Annotated in this window: 16 protein-coding genes; 8 read left to right on the top strand and 8 right to left on the bottom strand. The window is 34.3% G+C overall.

Translation table 11 applies throughout. The features are described 5' to 3' along the window. Positions 1-15: 15 nt before the first annotated feature. Together IPM51_06310 and clpP are read right to left on the bottom strand one after the other, a co-directional pair. Positions 16-636 (bottom strand): hypothetical protein, encoded by a 621-nt coding sequence (locus tag IPM51_06310; GenBank protein MBK9283919.1) that lies wholly within the window; start codon positions 634-636, stop codon positions 16-18. A 133-nt stretch (positions 637-769) separates the two neighbouring features. Next, entirely contained in the window at positions 770-1441 is a 672-nt protein-coding gene (gene clpP, locus IPM51_06315; protein ID MBK9283920.1) for an ATP-dependent Clp endopeptidase proteolytic subunit ClpP, read from the bottom strand. 179 nt (positions 1442-1620) lie between these two features. Here clpP and IPM51_06320 point away from each other — a divergent pair, with 179 nt between their 5' ends. The 6 genes from IPM51_06320 to IPM51_06345 are packed head-to-tail and all read left to right on the top strand — an operon-like array spanning position 1621 to position 5866. Beyond that, positions 1621-2463: an aminotransferase class IV gene (locus IPM51_06320; GenBank protein ID MBK9283921.1), complete on the top strand. Its 843-nt coding sequence runs from the start codon at positions 1621-1623 to the stop codon at positions 2461-2463. Beyond that, positions 2464-2856 carry a hypothetical protein gene (locus IPM51_06325; protein ID MBK9283922.1) on the top strand — a complete coding sequence of 131 codons (393 nt, stop codon included), beginning with the start codon at positions 2464-2466 and terminating at the stop codon, positions 2854-2856. Positions 2857-2888: 32 nt separating this feature from the next. Beyond that, positions 2889-4214, top strand: coding sequence for a YihY/virulence factor BrkB family protein (locus tag IPM51_06330; protein ID MBK9283923.1), 1326 nt, complete (start codon positions 2889-2891; stop codon positions 4212-4214). A 1-nt stretch (position 4215) separates the two neighbouring features. After that, positions 4216-4797 carry a hypothetical protein gene (locus IPM51_06335; GenBank protein MBK9283924.1) on the top strand — a complete coding sequence of 194 codons (582 nt, stop codon included), beginning with the start codon at positions 4216-4218 and terminating at the stop codon, positions 4795-4797. Between the two features lie 6 nt (positions 4798-4803). Then, complete coding sequence (gene dapB, locus IPM51_06340; protein ID MBK9283925.1) at positions 4804-5511, top strand: 4-hydroxy-tetrahydrodipicolinate reductase; 708 nt, start codon at positions 4804-4806, stop codon at positions 5509-5511. A 7-nt stretch (positions 5512-5518) separates the two neighbouring features. Further along, complete coding sequence (locus IPM51_06345) at positions 5519-5866, top strand: Rieske (2Fe-2S) protein (GenBank protein MBK9283926.1); 348 nt, start codon at positions 5519-5521, stop codon at positions 5864-5866. A 3-nt stretch (positions 5867-5869) separates the two neighbouring features. Here IPM51_06345 and IPM51_06350 read toward each other — a convergent pair whose 3' ends face one another. The 5 genes from IPM51_06350 to IPM51_06370 form a co-directional block, all read right to left on the bottom strand. Continuing rightward, positions 5870-6343 carry a GAF domain-containing protein gene (locus tag IPM51_06350; protein MBK9283927.1) on the bottom strand — a complete coding sequence of 158 codons (474 nt, stop codon included), beginning with the start codon at positions 6341-6343 and terminating at the stop codon, positions 5870-5872. A 1-nt stretch (position 6344) separates the two neighbouring features. Next, positions 6345-7106: an MBL fold metallo-hydrolase gene (locus tag IPM51_06355; GenBank protein ID MBK9283928.1), complete on the bottom strand. Its 762-nt coding sequence runs from the start codon at positions 7104-7106 to the stop codon at positions 6345-6347. Between the two features lie 8 nt (positions 7107-7114). Further along, positions 7115-7480: a hypothetical protein gene (locus tag IPM51_06360; protein ID MBK9283929.1), complete on the bottom strand. Its 366-nt coding sequence runs from the start codon at positions 7478-7480 to the stop codon at positions 7115-7117. 3 nt (positions 7481-7483) lie between these two features. Continuing rightward, on the bottom strand, positions 7484-8530 hold the full coding sequence (locus IPM51_06365) for a cytochrome-c peroxidase (protein MBK9283930.1): 1047 nt from the start codon (positions 8528-8530) through the stop codon (positions 7484-7486). 99 nt (positions 8531-8629) lie between these two features. Then, positions 8630-9958: a citrate (Si)-synthase, eukaryotic gene (locus IPM51_06370; protein ID MBK9283931.1), complete on the bottom strand. Its 1329-nt coding sequence runs from the start codon at positions 9956-9958 to the stop codon at positions 8630-8632. 252 nt (positions 9959-10210) lie between these two features. Here IPM51_06370 and IPM51_06375 point away from each other — a divergent pair, with 252 nt between their 5' ends. Next, the gene (locus IPM51_06375) at positions 10211-12370 is read left to right on the top strand and encodes a T9SS type A sorting domain-containing protein (protein MBK9283932.1); all 2160 of its coding nucleotides are present in this window, start codon (positions 10211-10213) and stop codon (positions 12368-12370) included. 40 nt (positions 12371-12410) lie between these two features. On the opposite strand, the gene eno is transcribed toward IPM51_06375, so the two are convergent. Further along, a complete protein-coding gene (gene eno, locus IPM51_06380; GenBank protein MBK9283933.1) occupies positions 12411-13700 on the bottom strand; it encodes a phosphopyruvate hydratase in 1290 nt (429 codons plus the stop codon). Positions 13701-13873: 173 nt separating this feature from the next. Between eno and IPM51_06385 the strand changes: the two genes are divergently transcribed. Beyond that, positions 13874-15325, top strand: coding sequence for a hypothetical protein (locus IPM51_06385; GenBank protein ID MBK9283934.1), 1452 nt, complete (start codon positions 13874-13876; stop codon positions 15323-15325). Positions 15326-15403: the final 78 nt, after the last annotated feature.

A 15403-nucleotide genomic window follows, 5' to 3' on the forward strand; every position in this document is an offset into this window, starting at 1 on the left:
TTATTTTGATACAGCTTAATCTTCAGCAGCCGGAGCAGTAGTTTCGTAAAACTTATTGAATTCTTTAATTGCATTAACTACTTGTGCACGAACAAAAGTAAATTTATCCAAATCATTCCAGGTCATTGGTTGCGCTTTCATGTAAGGTTTTAACTCCTTTTTGTAAAAGTTGTTGTTTAAAGGTTTTAATTCTCTTAATTCCGCTTCTTTATCATCAGCCCCGGAATCTTGTACATAGTAAGAAGCTGAAATAATTTCTTCTCCATTTTTTTTATCCGGATATCTGAATTCATAAAATTTTAAACGTCCATCTACCAATCTTTCAATGTATACATTTGATTCGGAATCGTAAGGAACCATTGTGAAATGTCTGCCACTAAATCCGTATCCTTTTGCCTTACGACTATCCACTACGGCTAATTTACCCGGACCTTTTTTCTTAAACATAATAGACTTATATAAATCTAGTTCGTCATCGGGATTCGTCTGGATTTCTCCTTTAACTGTGTCGCCTTTATTACCAATATAATAACCATCAGCTAAAATTGGGGCCATCACAGGTTTTTTTCCACGAGGTTGAGCATATGAAGATATTGCCGTGGCAACAATCAAAAATGCTAAAATACTTTTTCTCATAATTCTGGGTTTTATAAGGTGATTAACAAAGATATAAAATATACACACAAAATCAGTGCCAATAATCAATTCAATGCGCTATAAAAAGAAAATCTCCCAATTATTTAGGAGATTTTAACTTTTTAATATTTTATTATTTTCTTTCTAGTACTTCATCAATCATTCCGTATGCCTTAGCTTCTGCTGCAGTCATCCAGTAATCTCTATCGCTATCTGCCCACACTTTGTCATAGGTTTGCCCACTATGTGTTGCAATTATTTCATACAATTCTTTTTTCAATTTTTGAATTTCTCTAGCTGTAATTTCAATATCGCTGGCTTGTCCTTCAGCACCACCTAAAGGTTGATGAATCATAACACGGGCATGTTTCAAAGCTGTTCTTTTTCCTTTAGCTCCCGCACACTGCAAAACGGCACCCATACTGGCTGCCATTCCGGTACATATAGTAGCAACATCCGGTTTTACAATTTGCATAGTATCATAAATACCTAATCCTGCATAAACACTTCCGCCCGGAGAATTTACATATATCTGAATATCCTTTTTAGCATCAACACTTTCTAAAAATAATAATTGAGCCTGCACAATATTAGCAACTTGGTCATTTATTCCGGTTCCTAAAAAAATGATTCTGTCCATCATCAATCGAGAGAACACATCCATTTGCGCAACATTGAGTTGACGCTCCTCTATAATGTAAGGTGTTAAGGAAGATGTTATTCGGTTTGCATAAGAATCAAAAGTTAAACTATTAATACCCGCATGCATGGTTGCGTATTTTCTGAATTCGTTGTTATCAAACATAATTTTAATTTTAAGTTAGTAGCCAAAAGTACACTTTGCAATTCCAAAACCGTAATTAATAATAAATATTTTATTAACGTTTCAATCTTACTATTTTTAAGTCATCAACCTTTAATTGTTATTAAATATCTTGATTATTAAATCTTTAGCGCTTCTTTTTAAGCAATTTTGTTTTCGGATTGAAAGATAAATACTGCATACTCAACGGCCACCTCATTAGTATTTATGAGCCTGCGGTTGCATTTAGCAACAGGGCTTTTCGTTATGGCGATTCCTTGTTCGAAACTATTCGCTTATGTAATAATAGAATTATGTTTTTGAGGGATCATATTTTACGACTTCGATTAGGTATGACTGTTTTGAGAATGAACGTTCCGGCTGAATTTAATTATGAAAATGTAAATGAATTAATTATTCAATTACTAAAACATAATTCGCATGCGCCAAACGCAAGAATTCGACTAACTATATTTAGAAATGAGGGTGGTTATTATACGCCTGAATCAAATGATATTTCTTTTTTAATTGAAAGTGAAGAATTGGATCAGGTTTATACTTTAAATTCAAAAGGCTTGTGGATGGATATTTACGGCGATACTAAAAAACCCATTAATAAATTAGCCAATATTAAAAGTGGTAACGCTTTACTATTTGTATTAGCCGGTTTGGCAAAGCAAAGTATGAAATTAGACGATTGCTTTATTATTAATGAGTTAGGAAATGTTTGTGAAAGTATTAGTGCAAATGTGTTTGTGGTTAAAAACGGAACTTTATATACAGCACCTTTAAGTGAAGGTTGTGTGGCCGGCATTATGCGCAAACAAATTATGAATCTGGCAACCGAAAACAAAATATTAACTTTTGAAAGTCCGATTACCATGAATACCTTGATGAATGGTGACGAAGTTTTTTTAACTAGTAGTATTAAAGGAGTGGAATGGGTTGGGCAGTTTAAACAGAAGTTTTACACCAATCACATGGCCCAGTTATTTATAGAAAAGCTTAATAAACTAACACATTAAATGATTAATCAGGCGATTCTTAAAGTTGAATCTTCATTAAAAAATCTGGGTGTAAATCCGGAAGAAGCAAAAACGGACGAAGGACAATATTCCATTCGAAAAGATAATTCTACTGAAGTTTTGATTGATGTTTGGGCGCAAAATGAACTTGTTTTTATACAAGTTATGAGTCCGATAACAATAAATCCAAATGCTGCCGTATTAACTAATCTCGAATTATTACTGGAAGAAAATCATAATTTGGTTGAAGCTTCTTTTACTTTTTTAAATAAAACTCTTTTTGTTAAAGAAACTTACGAGTTTAATGCCTTATTCACCTTAGATAGAATTATGCAGGCCATTAATCGCATTGCTTTTTACAGCCAAGCTTATACAAATAAATGGCGTCCTTAATTCTGCTCGCTATTATTTATTAAATTTGTTTTATGAATCTAAACCCCATATTGGCTTTTAAAAAAGCAAAAGATTTTATTACGCATCAAATTTGGAGTGTGAGGTTAGATAAACTGGATTCAAGACAAGCTTTTATAATTAAACAATTACGTGTTATTACCTTAGCTTTTAAGGGATTTAAAGAAAATAATTGTATAACATCAGCAACCGCACTTACTTTTTACACCTTGTTTTCCATTGTACCTGTTTTAGCTTTGGTTTTTGCCATTGCAAAGGGTTTTGGTGTTGATCATTCTTTGCAAGTAATGATTTTAAAGAAATACAGTACATACGAGGAAGTACTAAGCAATGCCTTTTTGTACGCCAATAAAATGCTTTCTGAAACAAAAGGTGGTGTTATTGCCGGTTTTGGTATTGTGCTTCTCTTGTGGAGTGTTTTGAAATTATTAGTGAATATTGAAGAAATTTTTAATCAGGTTTGGGAAATAAAAAGGGGTAGAAGCTGGATTCGTAAGATGACAGATTACCTTACCATTATGCTTGTTGGTCCGGTTTTATTTATGTTATCGGGCGGATTAACTGTTGCAGTACAAACTAAAATGGGAAATTTTTTCGATTTAGGAATTGTGAGTGTGTTTTTAGTAAAATTACTGGCCTACACTTTGGTTGCCGGAGTTTTTACTTTTATATATATGGCCTTACCAAATACTAAGGTGAAATTTAAATCGGCTTTTGCCGCAGCTGTTTTAGCTACAGTTTTATTTGAATTACTAGGATGGGGATATGTTAAGTTTCAAATTGGAGCTAGTCGTTTAAGCGCCATTTACGGAGGTTTTGCAGCCTTGCCTCTATTTTTAATTTGGATACAATATACCTGGTACATTGTATTGTTTGGAGCACAATTAGCTTTTGCAAATCAAAATGCAGAAAAATATGAGTTAGCCGAGGATATTAATAATTTAAGTACAAGATACCGACGTTTAATTGCTTTGCTTATATCAAATTTAGTCGCCAAAAGATTTTATGAAGGTAAAAAGGCATTAACCATTAATGAAATTGCCCATGAATTGGATTTACCGAATAAGTTAGCCCGTAATATGGTGAATGAGTTTGTAGCTTGTAATATTTTTGTTGAAGTGCGTGCTGACGAAGAAGAAGAAATTGTCTATCAGCCGGGTGTTACTGAGAGTAAATTCAATGTAAAGTATTTATTTGAAATGTTGGATAAGAATGGAGTGAACACAATACCAATTGACGAATCGGAAAGTATGGTAAAGATGAATGGATTTATGTTGAAAATGGAAACTTTGATGGACTCTGAAATCGGGCAAACCAAAATTAAAGACCTTATAGTTTAATATGGATAAATTGAAAATTGTATTCTTATTTTGCCTGCTTTTTTCTTTTTTTATGAAAGGCCAGAATAATGATACACTTATTCAAACTAAAAACATCCAAATTAGAAAAGAAAATTCAAAGCAAAAATCAAAGGTTCGAACTGCAACTATTTTAAGTGCTATCATACCGGGAGCCGGACAAGCCTACAATAAAAAATACTGGAAAATGCCAATCATTTATGCAGGATTAGGTGGATTTGGATACATGTTTGGTTTTTATAATCAACAATATAATGTAGCCAGGAAGTATTTAAAGGCGGAATATGATGGTGACTCAACTACCGTAAATAATACCGGATTAAGCGGCGATCAACTGTTAACCTGGAAAACCACTTATAGAAAAAGAAGAGATATGGGGGCAATTGGATTAATTGCAGTTTATCTTTTAAATATTATTGATGCAAATGTAGATGCACATTTAAAAACTTTTGATGTGAGTGATGATTTAAGTTTAAAAATTAGCCCGTGGCAAGATTTATATATAACAAGCAACACAAATTATAAGTTTGCAGCGGGTGTAACCCTGCGATTAAGTTTAAAATAGAAAATTATGAAAATAGCATTATTGGGCTACGGCAAAATGGGCAAAGAGATAGAAGCTATTGCCCTTCAAAGAGGTCACCAGATTAATTTAAAAATTGATAAAGATAATTTACATGATTTAACGATTGAAAATTTGAAAAAATCAGATGTGGCTATAGAATTTAGCACGCCACATACTGTTACTGAAAACATCTATAAATGTTTAAATGCAAAAGTTCCGGTGGTAGTTGGAACAACGGGATGGTATGATAAATTTTCGGAAATTGTTACGCATTGTGAAAATAATTCCGGCTCACTTTTTCATGCCACCAATTTTAGTGTAGGCGTAAATTTATTTTTTAAGGTTAATACGTATTTGGCGGAATTAATGGATAAATATCAGGAGTATGATGTGAGCATGGAAGAAATTCACCATATCCATAAATTGGATAAACCAAGTGGCACGGCATTAACTTTAGCTACTCAAATATTAGATAAAATCAAACGTAAAGAAGATTGGAGTTTGGATAAAAAACAAGCTAATGTGCTACACATCACAGATAAAAGAGAAGGGGAGGTGCCGGGAACACATATTATTAAATATAGCTCTCCTATTGATGATATCGAAATTATGCACAAAGCGCATAACCGGAAAGGTTTTGCAACGGGCTCTGTTTTAGCAGCTGAATTTTTAATTGGAAAAACAGGGGTGTATTCAATGAATGATTTAATTTAAATATTGAATGGCTTATCACTGGAAAAAAATATTTGATAAGGAGGAAAACAGTGAGAATTATATGGACACTGGCGCTCTTATTAATATTTTTTTTAAAGGAGAAAAAATTTGTATTACTAAAACGGAAAAAGGAATTTTTGCTTTTTCTGATCGTTGTCCGCACAACGGCGCAAGTTTAAGTCAAGGTTTTTGTACCTCTAAAAATGAAATTGTTTGTCCGGTTCATCGTTATTCTTTCGATATTTCTTCCGGTAAAGCTACTTCAGGTTCGGCATTTGCATTAAAAATTTTTCCGATTGAAATAAGAAATGATGGAGTTTATGTAGGTGTTAAGGCTTCGTGGTGGGAAATGTGAAAATTAAAAATTGATACTTTTAATTAACTCACTTAGATATTTTTCATCTGTTTCATCAAAAGCATTTAAATATTCGCTATCAATATCCAGTACAGCAACTACTTCATTATTTTTTAATACCGGAATTACAATTTCACTTTTACTTAAAGCGCTACAAGTTATATGGCCTTCAAAGGTATTTACATCTCTTACCAACATGGTCTTTTTTAGTTTCCAGGCAGTACCGCACACGCCACGTCCTAATTGAATTCGCGTGCAAGCTATTGGTCCCTGAAAAGGACCAAGAACCAATTCATTATTTTTCACTATATAAAACCCAACCCAAAGATGGTTGAATACTTCCTTGTAGGCTGCTGTAAAATTAGCCAGATTAGCCGTTAAATCGCTTTCTCCGCTTAATAAAAGTTTCATTTGCGGAACTAGTTCTTTGTATTTTGATTCCTTGTCTTTTGCTAGTATAATTATTTGTTCCGCCATATTAAACGATGATTTGAAGTCCGTCAAATGCTAATTCAATATTTTCAGGTAGTTCATTGTCAACATGAGCGTGTTTGCCCAATTGATGTGACATGTGTACAAAGTAAGCCTTGTTTGGTTTAAGTTCTTTTACTAATTCTTGTGCTTCTTGAAAAGTGAAATGCGAAACATGGGCTTCTCTTCTTAAGGCATTCAAAATCAAAACATCCAAATTCATAAGTTTCTTTTTTTCACCTTCACTTATAAAATTAGCATCAGTTATAAAAGCCAAATTATTTACTTTAAATCCTTTCACGGGAAGTTTATAATGTAATACATTAATTGGCTCTATAAACAAATTCCCAATGGTAAATGGAATATCGCTAATTGTGTTTATTTCTATTTCCGGAATGCCCGGGTACTTTTCATCAGAAAAAATGTAAGCATATTCTCTTTTTAATGCAGTTTGAACTCGTTCACTGGCGTACACCGGAATCTTTTTTTTATTGATATAATTAAATGCTCTTACATCATCTAATCCTGCAATATGATCTTTATGTTCATGTGTGAAAATAACGGCATCCAGTTTGTTTATTTTTTCACGGAGCATTTGTGTTCTGAAATCAGGTCCGGTATCAATTACAACCCTTGTGTTATTTGATTCAATTAAAACGGAGGTTCGTAAACGTTTATCTTTTAAGTCTGCACTTGTACACACATCACAATTGCATCCAATTAAGGGTATTCCTTGCGAAGTACCGGTTCCTAAAAAAGTTAGTTTCAAATTCATTTCTAATCTTCGGTTACGGCTATGTTTGCTTTCACTGATTCGTTTTTTCTGATTTTAACGGATAAACCGCCAACAACAAGAGGAGGCGATATGGCATAATCATTTCCTACACCATATAAATAATATTCTCCTTTAAAACATTTTATCGAATAATTGCCATTTGAATCCGCAATTACCTTTTCATCATATTTAGTCGTATCGTTTCCGGGAAAATCCGCGGTATTGAATTTTATAAACACACGTGCGCCTGGAATTTCTTTAGAATGATGAACAACTTTTCCTTCAATAGTTGAAGTTCCTCCCAATTGATTCTTTTTGCAAGCAAGTAAAATAAGTGTAAAAACCAATAAAATCAAACGTTTATTCATTTTTTAAAAATTTGGATCTGCGAAACGCTTATCGTTTATAAATTTATAATCAGTTAAGGTATGTAAAAAATTAATGATATCTGTTTTGTCTTGGTTCGACAAAGATATTATGCCGGTTTGTAATAAGGGGTCAAGGTTAACGGTATTTGTAAATGGAGTGTTATAATGATTTAAACATTGTTGTAAAGTGGTGAATCTTCCATCGTGCATGTAAGGACCTGTAATTGCAATATTTCTTAAAGAGGGTGTTTTGAATTTATATTTATCAGTTGGAATTCCCGTAATATGCGCTCTACCGGAATCATTAATTGATGGGATAACTGCAATGCCATTATTCCGCATTTGAAAATCGGAAAATAAAGGTTCGGTATGACAGTTATTGCATTTGGAAAGAAATAATTGATAGCCTCTGGCTTCGGAATCATCAAAGGATGATCCTTCATTTCTTCGAACTCTATCATATTTACTATTATAAGAATACATCATCCCCATAAATAAACTCATGGCTCTGAACATACGTTGGCTTGTTACTTCATCATCACCATAAGCATCATTAAAAAGCTTGCGGTATTTTGCGCTGGCAGATAATTTAGTAAGTACATTAGAAATGTTTTCATCCATTTCAATTGGATTTTGAATAGGAGCGAGGGGTTGAACTTCAATATGATTCACACCTCCGTCGTGCATAAAACTAGTATGCCAGGTAAGATTAAAAAGTGCAGGAGAATTTCGCGTTCCTAGTAATCCATTTATTCCATGGCTTACATCATGATCTGCATGCGCAAATGCAACAAACTGTTGGTGGCAGGAGCCACATGAAATGGTATTATCTTTAGATAATAATGTTTCATAAAATAAGGACCTGCCCAATATGAATTTCTCTTCAGTAATTGCATTGGTGCTAAACGTGTAAACCGGTTGAGGCCATCCGTCAGGGATTATTTCCTTTAATTCGTCAGAAGGTAATTCTTCTATAATACGAGGATCAACTTTACATGAAAAAGTACACGTTACAAAAAAAATGAATAGTATTTTATTCCATATCCTCAACGGCTTTAGTTAAAAGATTATAGCGAAGATAATAAATAATTAACAGCATTGTTCGAAACAATTGCTAATTTTTGAGAAGAGAAAAGCCGATAATACAAATTATTTGCTCGTAGCAGCTTCTTTTGCAGCTTTAATTTTTGCCTTAATATTATCTGTAGTTAATGAACCTGGTCTTTCTATTGGTGAGCCGGTTGCTCTATCCCAAATTAAACTAGCCAATACACCTAAGGAACGGCTAACGCCGAATAACACTGTATAGAAATCAAATTCATACATACCATAATGTACTAACAAAGCTCCGGAGTGTGCATCCACATTTGGCCAAGGATTTTTAATTTTTCCGGTACTTTCCAAAATTGGGGGCGCAACTTCATAAATCATTTGAACGATTTCGCAAATATCATCGTGTTTAATATGCGTTTTGTAAAAATCTTGTTGAGCTGTAAATCTAGGGTCTGTTTTACGGAGAACAGCATGCCCATATCCCGGCACTACTTTTCCTTCGGTTAAAGTTTTTTTGATGTATTCAGCTATTTGATCCTTACTGGGTAATCCTCCGCCTAAAGTTTCCTTTAATTCCATAATCCAGCTTAATACTTCCTGATTAGCTAAACCGTGTAAAGGACCGGCAAGCCCATTCATTCCGGCAGCAAAAGCCAAATAAGGATCAGCTAATGCTGAACCCACTAAATGCGTTGTATGAGCAGATACATTTCCTCCTTCATGGTCAACATGAATAGTAAGATATAAGCGCATCAAACGTTTCATATCAAACTCTTCATATCCTAACATGTGAGCAAAATTTGCTGCCCAATCTAAATTATGATCCGGTTCAATATGAATACCCCCTTTGTATTTTCTTCTATAAATGTATGCAGCAATACGAGGCAAACGTGCAATTAAATTCATGCTGTCTTCGTAAACATAATCCCAGTAATCTTTTTTGTTTATTCCCTTTGCGTATGCCTTGGCAAACACACTTTCACGTTGCATAGCCATTACACCAATTACAAATTGAGTCATAGGATGTGTATCAACCGGTAATTGTTCTATTACGTCAAACACATGTTTAGGAACATTATTTCTCTTTGTCCATTCGGTAGTAATAAAAGTTACATCGTCTTGTGAAGGTAATTCACCAACTAACATTAAATAAAATATCCCTTCAGGTAACGGTTCTGTGCCTCCCGGTGCTTTTGGAAGTTGTTTTCTTAATTCAGGAATTGAATATCCTCTGAATCGAATTCCTTCTTCAGGATCAAGTCTGGATGTTTCGGTAACCATACCAACCATACCACGCATACCTTGATAAACTTGTGCAACAGTAATTTCGCCTAGCTTAACATCGCCATTCGTTTTAATTATGTCTTTTATCTCAGCTGCAAGAACTTCTGCCTTTGCTTTGAATTTTTCTTTCAATGGATCCATGAATAAGTAATTTAAGGTTACTAATTTACAATCTGCTCTATAATAATCAAAGTAAAATGCGTTTATTTTACAATATTTTATGTTTGTGCCAAAAAAGGCCTGATTTAATAAAATGAATTAAAGGGGATTTGATTAATGATAATAAAAAATCTAAATTTAATTTAAAAACAGGTAATACATGTATTAGGAATTGTTTTAATATTGTTATAGTTTATAAATTCGGTAAATATTACGAATAGGCGCATAAAATGTATGATGAAAAAAAACAACTTACTTAGAAATACTATTGGGATATTTTTTCTTTCGATTTTTTTTAATCTTCGTTCTCAAAATCTGGTTTGGGCTCGTGCTTGTGGCGGCAATGTAGCCGACTTAGCCAGGAGCCTTGCCGTAGATGCTTCCGGTAATGTGTTTTATACCGGCGTTTTTGAAGGTATTGTAGATTTTGATCCGGGGCCTGGAACCTTTACCTTGAGTTCTTTAGGAACGGTTGATGTTTTTGTCGCAAAATTAGATGCAGCCGGAAATTTTGTTTGGGCGAAAGCAATTGGTGGAGTTTCAACTGACGCTGCTTTTTCTATAGCCTTAGATGCTAACGCTAATGTTTATATATCCGGTTCATTTTCAGGTTCTGTAGATTTTGATCCGGGACCCGGCACATATAATATGACTTCCGCAGCTTCAAGTTACGATGCTTTTTTATTAAAACTGGATGCGGCCGGAAATTTTGTTTGGTCACATCGTTTTGGAAGTAATGATAGCGACCATGGCTTTGCTTTAACGGCAGATGCAAGCGGTAATGTTTTTATGACCGGATATTTTAATCAAACGGTAGATTTTGATCCCGGTTTAGGAACATACAATTTGGTTTCGGGTGTTATTGACGATATTTATGTGGTTAAACTGGATGCAACCGGAAATTTTGTTTGGGCCAGAGCTGTTGGGGGGAATGATGTTGATGCGGGTTACGGAATAACACTAGATGGCGCCGGTAATGTTTTGGTAACCGGAGCTTTTAATGCAAGTGTTGATTTTGATCCCGGTATAGGAATTTTTAATCTCACTTCTGCAGGGTCAACTGATGCTTTTGTTTTAAAATTGAATAGTTCAGGTGATTTTGTTTGGGCAAGATCTTTTGGAGGCTCTAGTAGTGATGAAGCCCGGTCTATAGCCACTGATGCGGCTAATAATGTGGTTACAACCGGTTTTTTTGAGTTGAATGTTGACTTTGATCCGGGTCTTGGTTTATATGTATTAGGTTCTAATGGTGTTTTAGATGCTTTTGTTTCAAAGTTAGATGCCGGCGGAAATTTTATATGGGCTAACAATATAGGCGGAAGCGGTAATGATGCGGGCTATGGGGTTTGTATTGATGCAGGAAGTAATATTTATACTTGTGGATACTTTAGTTCTACAGTGGATTTTGATATAGGCTTAAACACGTATACTTTGTCATCTGCCGGTGCCGGGGATGTTTATCTTAACCGCTTTGATGCATCCGGTAGTTTTGTGTGGGCAAAATCATTTGGTGATGTAGGAAATGATCAGGGTTATGCAATAGCAACAAACACCAGTAACAATATTTACAGTTGTGGTAATTTTCAAGGGTCGGTTGATTTTGACCCGAATGCAGGTGTTACCACTTTAGCAAGTGTTGGAGGTGAAGATTTGTTTGTGCATAAAATGTGTCAAATTCCAATGAATATAGGTGCTATAAATGGAACTACCCTTTTGTGTTCGGGTCAAACTAATATTTATAGTGTAACTGCAGTTTCAGGAGCCACTACTTATTCATGGAATTTAGCAGGAGGATGGAGTGGAAGCAGTACAAGCACATCCATTAGTGCCACTTCCGGATCCAGCGGCATATTTACAGTAAGCGCTGGTAATAGCTGTGGATTTTCCTTGCCTCAAAATATTACCGTGAGCGTGAATCCAACACCAAGCGTTAATATTTCCGGTAGTAATACATTATGTTTGGGCGCATCTATTTCATTAACTGCTTCCGGGGCGAACACTTATTCCTGGAGTAATGGGGCAACTACTGCAATTGTAGCTTTAAATCCCATTGTAACATCAACTTATAGTGTTATTGGCACATCTTCAATAAGTAATTGCAGTAATACGGCTCAAACCACTTTAACTGTTGTTACTTGTGTTGGATTGATTGATCGGAATGGGTTGTTAGGTCAATTAAGGGTATTTCCCAACCCTTCCGGTGGAGAATTTCAAATTGAATATATGGATTTGATGGATGTTAAAGTGGAAATTCAAAATATAATGGGTAAGATTGTGTATTGCACCGACTTAAAAACTTCATATATGAGTATTAAACACCTCGGAAAAGGTGTTTACTTCTGTAAATTTTTTCGAGAGAATGAATCCAGAACTATAAAAATCCTTATTGAATAATACTTTTTCTTTAAAAGAAATTTAATATTCCTCAATACAATTAAGGTACAAAACGTAATGCGGTACCTAAGTATCTGGCCGAATTACCAAGCATCTCTTCAATTCTTAATAATTGATTGTATTTCGCAATCCGATCACTTCTGCTGGCTGAACCGGTTTTTATTTGTCCGCAACTCAACGCTACAGCTAAATCAGCTATTGTTGTATCTTCTGTTTCGCCGCTTCGATGACTCATTACTGACGTATATGAATTAGTGTGTGCTGTTTGGACTGCGTTAATAGTTTCAGTTAAAGTTCCTATTTGATTTACTTTAACTAAAATAGAATTAGCAACACCTTTAGAAATTCCATCAATTAAACGATTTTCATTAGTTACAAATAAATCATCGCCTACTAATTGTATTTTATCTCCTAATTTTTGAGTTAATTTAAACCAACCGTCCCAATCATCTTCTGCCAAACCATCTTCAATAGAAAGTATGGGATATTTTTTACACCAGTCGGCCCAAAAATCTACTAATTGATCGGAAGTTAATTTATCTCCTGTTGATTTTTTTAAATCGTACACTTTTTCTTTAGCGTTATAAAATTCAGAGGAAGCTGCATCCATGGCAATAAACATATTTTCACCCGGTTTGTATCCTGCTTTTTCTATGGCCTGAATAACTGCTTTTATAGCGTCTTCGTTATTTTTAAAATTTGGCGCAAAACCTCCTTCGTCGCCTACATTAGTTCCCATATTTTTACTCTTCAGCACTGCTTTTAAGTGATGGAAAACTTCGGTTCCCATTCTCAATCCATCCGCAAAACTTTCAGCACCAACAGGCATTATCATAAACTCCTGAAAATCTATTCCATTGTCGGCATGTGAACCTCCGTTTAAAATGTTCATCATCGGTATCGGTAATAAATTAGCATTTACTCCGCCAACATATTTAAACAAGGGTAATCCAGCCTCTGCAGCCGCTGCTTTTGCAACGGCTAATGATACACCTAATATTGCATTAGCGCCTAAATTCGATTTATTTTCTGTACCGTCTAAGCCTATTAATGTTGCATCAATCTGAGTTTGATCCATAACATACATGCCTTTCAAATTCTCTTGAATAATGGTATTTACATTGTTAACCGCTTTAAAAACACCTTTTCCTAAATATTGCGTTTTATCGTTATCTCTTAATTCTACGGCTTCATGCGTTCCAGTAGACGCTCCGGATGGAACAGCAGCGCGTCCGGTTGCACCATTTTCTGTAACTACATCTACTTCAATAGTAGGATTTCCTCTTGAATCTAAAATTTGTCGGGCATTAATAGCACTAATAAAAGTCATATACTTGTTTTTTATTGAGCAACAAAATTAACCAAATTATATTGTTTGATTTCACATCTTTTTAACACAACAATTGCAGATTTTAATACTATTTAAACTTTTCTTACGTTTACAGTCAGAGAATCATGCTTTTAAATCTAATAACCAGATATTTTTTCATATTTGCATCCCTCATGCTTTTTTTGTTATCCTGCAAAAAAGATAAGTTTATTACCGATTCTGCCGCTAAAGTTCATTTTTCTCAAGATTCTGTATTATTTGATACCGTGTTTACAACCATTGGCTCGGCAACAAAAAATATCCGGGTTATCAACAAGAATAAACAGAAAATTAAAATTACCCAAATCAGATTAGCTAAAGGTAATTCTTCGCAATTTATTATTAATGTAGACGGCTTAAAAGGCACAGTATTCAATGATTTAGAAATTGCAGCAAATGATAGCATGTATATTTTTATTCAGGTTAATGTAAATCCAACAAATATAAATTCCCCGGCCATTGTAACTGATAATATTGAGTTTAATGTAAACGGAAATCAGCAAATAGTTGTATTGGAAGCCTGGGGACAAGACGCTTATTATCATAAAACAACAAATGCTTTATACTTTAAAGACGGGAATTATATACCTTATTCAACGGTAGATACGCTACAAGCTTCTTATGACAAAATTGGAAATGATTATGTTTGGAAAAATGATAAGCCGCACATTGTTTATGGATATTTAGTAGTTGATGAAGGTCAAAAATTGGTTATTAACGCGGGTACAAGAGTTTATTTTAATTACAAAGCCGGATTGTGGGTATATAGGTATGGAGAATTAAGAGTGTACGGTCAAAAAGGAAATGAAGTAATTTTTCAGGGAGTAAGAAGAGAAGCAGATTATGCAGATGAACCCGGACAATGGGATAGAATTTGGATAAACGAAGGAAGTACAAATAATACAATAGATTATGCTATTATAAAAAATGGATTTATTGGCATTCAGGCTGAATTACTAGGTGATACATTAGGAGTTAAAAACCGCTTAAGACTTACCAATACTAAAATTCAAAACATGAGTATGTGGGGATTATATTGTTTGGCATATAATGTGTATGCCGCCAATAACTCCATTAATAATTGTCAGGAGCATAGTTTGAATGTTTTGTTGGGCGGAAACTATAATTTCATTCACAATACCTTTGCTAATTTTTGGGAAAAAGAAGGGGCACGTGAAAAACCGGCCGTATTTTTAAATAATCATGCCGGTACCCAAGTACTACCATTGGATACGTTTAATTTTATTAATTGTATAATAGATGGGAAATTGAGTAATGAATTTCAATTAGACTTTGATTACAGTGACGTTAATCGACAACCTAAACATAAATTTAATAGCTGCTGGATGAAGACAACTTTGGATGTAAGTGATGTAAGCCATTATAATGAAATAAGAGTAGGGAGTACTTCAATTGAGTATGAGGACAAAGCCAATTATTTATTTCAACCCAAAAGCGGACAAAATCAGGTTAAGAATTTCAATAGTACAGTAGCACAAAATAATGCCACAATATTTCCTTTGGATATTAAAATGAATGCCAGAAATACAAGCAGTGTAACTGCTGGCGCGTATGAGTTCAATTAATTATTCGTCGAACTATTTTTACTATTAATCTTTTTTAATAACACATTAATCTATAAACTCCTTCATTCATCAGTTTCT

Source organism: Sphingobacteriaceae bacterium, from assembly GCA_016715905.1.
In the GTDB taxonomy this organism is placed as follows: Bacteria; Bacteroidota; Bacteroidia; order B-17B0; family Aurantibacillaceae; genus Aurantibacillus.

Excerpts from the sequence above, each read along its gene's own strand:
- IPM51_06370 (MBK9283931.1), bottom strand. The coding sequence starts at position 9,958 with ATGGATCCATTGAAAGAAAAATTCAAAGCAAAGGCAGAAGTTCTTGCA.
- IPM51_06310 (MBK9283919.1), bottom strand. The coding sequence starts at position 636 with ATGAGAAAAAGTATTTTAGCATTTTTGATTGTTGCCACGGCAATATCT.
- clpP (MBK9283920.1), bottom strand. The coding sequence starts at position 1,441 with ATGTTTGATAACAACGAATTCAGAAAATACGCAACCATGCATGCGGGT.
- IPM51_06350 (MBK9283927.1), bottom strand. The coding sequence starts at position 6,343 with ATGGCGGAACAAATAATTATACTAGCAAAAGACAAGGAATCAAAATAC.
- eno (MBK9283933.1), bottom strand. The coding sequence starts at position 13,700 with ATGACTTTTATTAGTGCTATTAATGCCCGACAAATTTTAGATTCAAGA.
- IPM51_06385 (MBK9283934.1), top strand. The coding sequence starts at position 13,874 with ATGCTTTTTTTGTTATCCTGCAAAAAAGATAAGTTTATTACCGATTCT.
- IPM51_06330 (MBK9283923.1), top strand. The coding sequence starts at position 2,889 with ATGAATCTAAACCCCATATTGGCTTTTAAAAAAGCAAAAGATTTTATT.
- IPM51_06360 (MBK9283929.1), bottom strand. The coding sequence starts at position 7,480 with ATGAATAAACGTTTGATTTTATTGGTTTTTACACTTATTTTACTTGCT.
- IPM51_06325 (MBK9283922.1), top strand. The coding sequence starts at position 2,464 with ATGATTAATCAGGCGATTCTTAAAGTTGAATCTTCATTAAAAAATCTG.
- dapB (MBK9283925.1), top strand. The coding sequence starts at position 4,804 with ATGAAAATAGCATTATTGGGCTACGGCAAAATGGGCAAAGAGATAGAA.
- IPM51_06335 (MBK9283924.1), top strand. The coding sequence starts at position 4,216 with ATGGATAAATTGAAAATTGTATTCTTATTTTGCCTGCTTTTTTCTTTT.
- IPM51_06345 (MBK9283926.1), top strand. The coding sequence starts at position 5,519 with ATGGCTTATCACTGGAAAAAAATATTTGATAAGGAGGAAAACAGTGAG.
- IPM51_06375 (MBK9283932.1), top strand. The coding sequence starts at position 10,211 with ATGATGAAAAAAAACAACTTACTTAGAAATACTATTGGGATATTTTTT.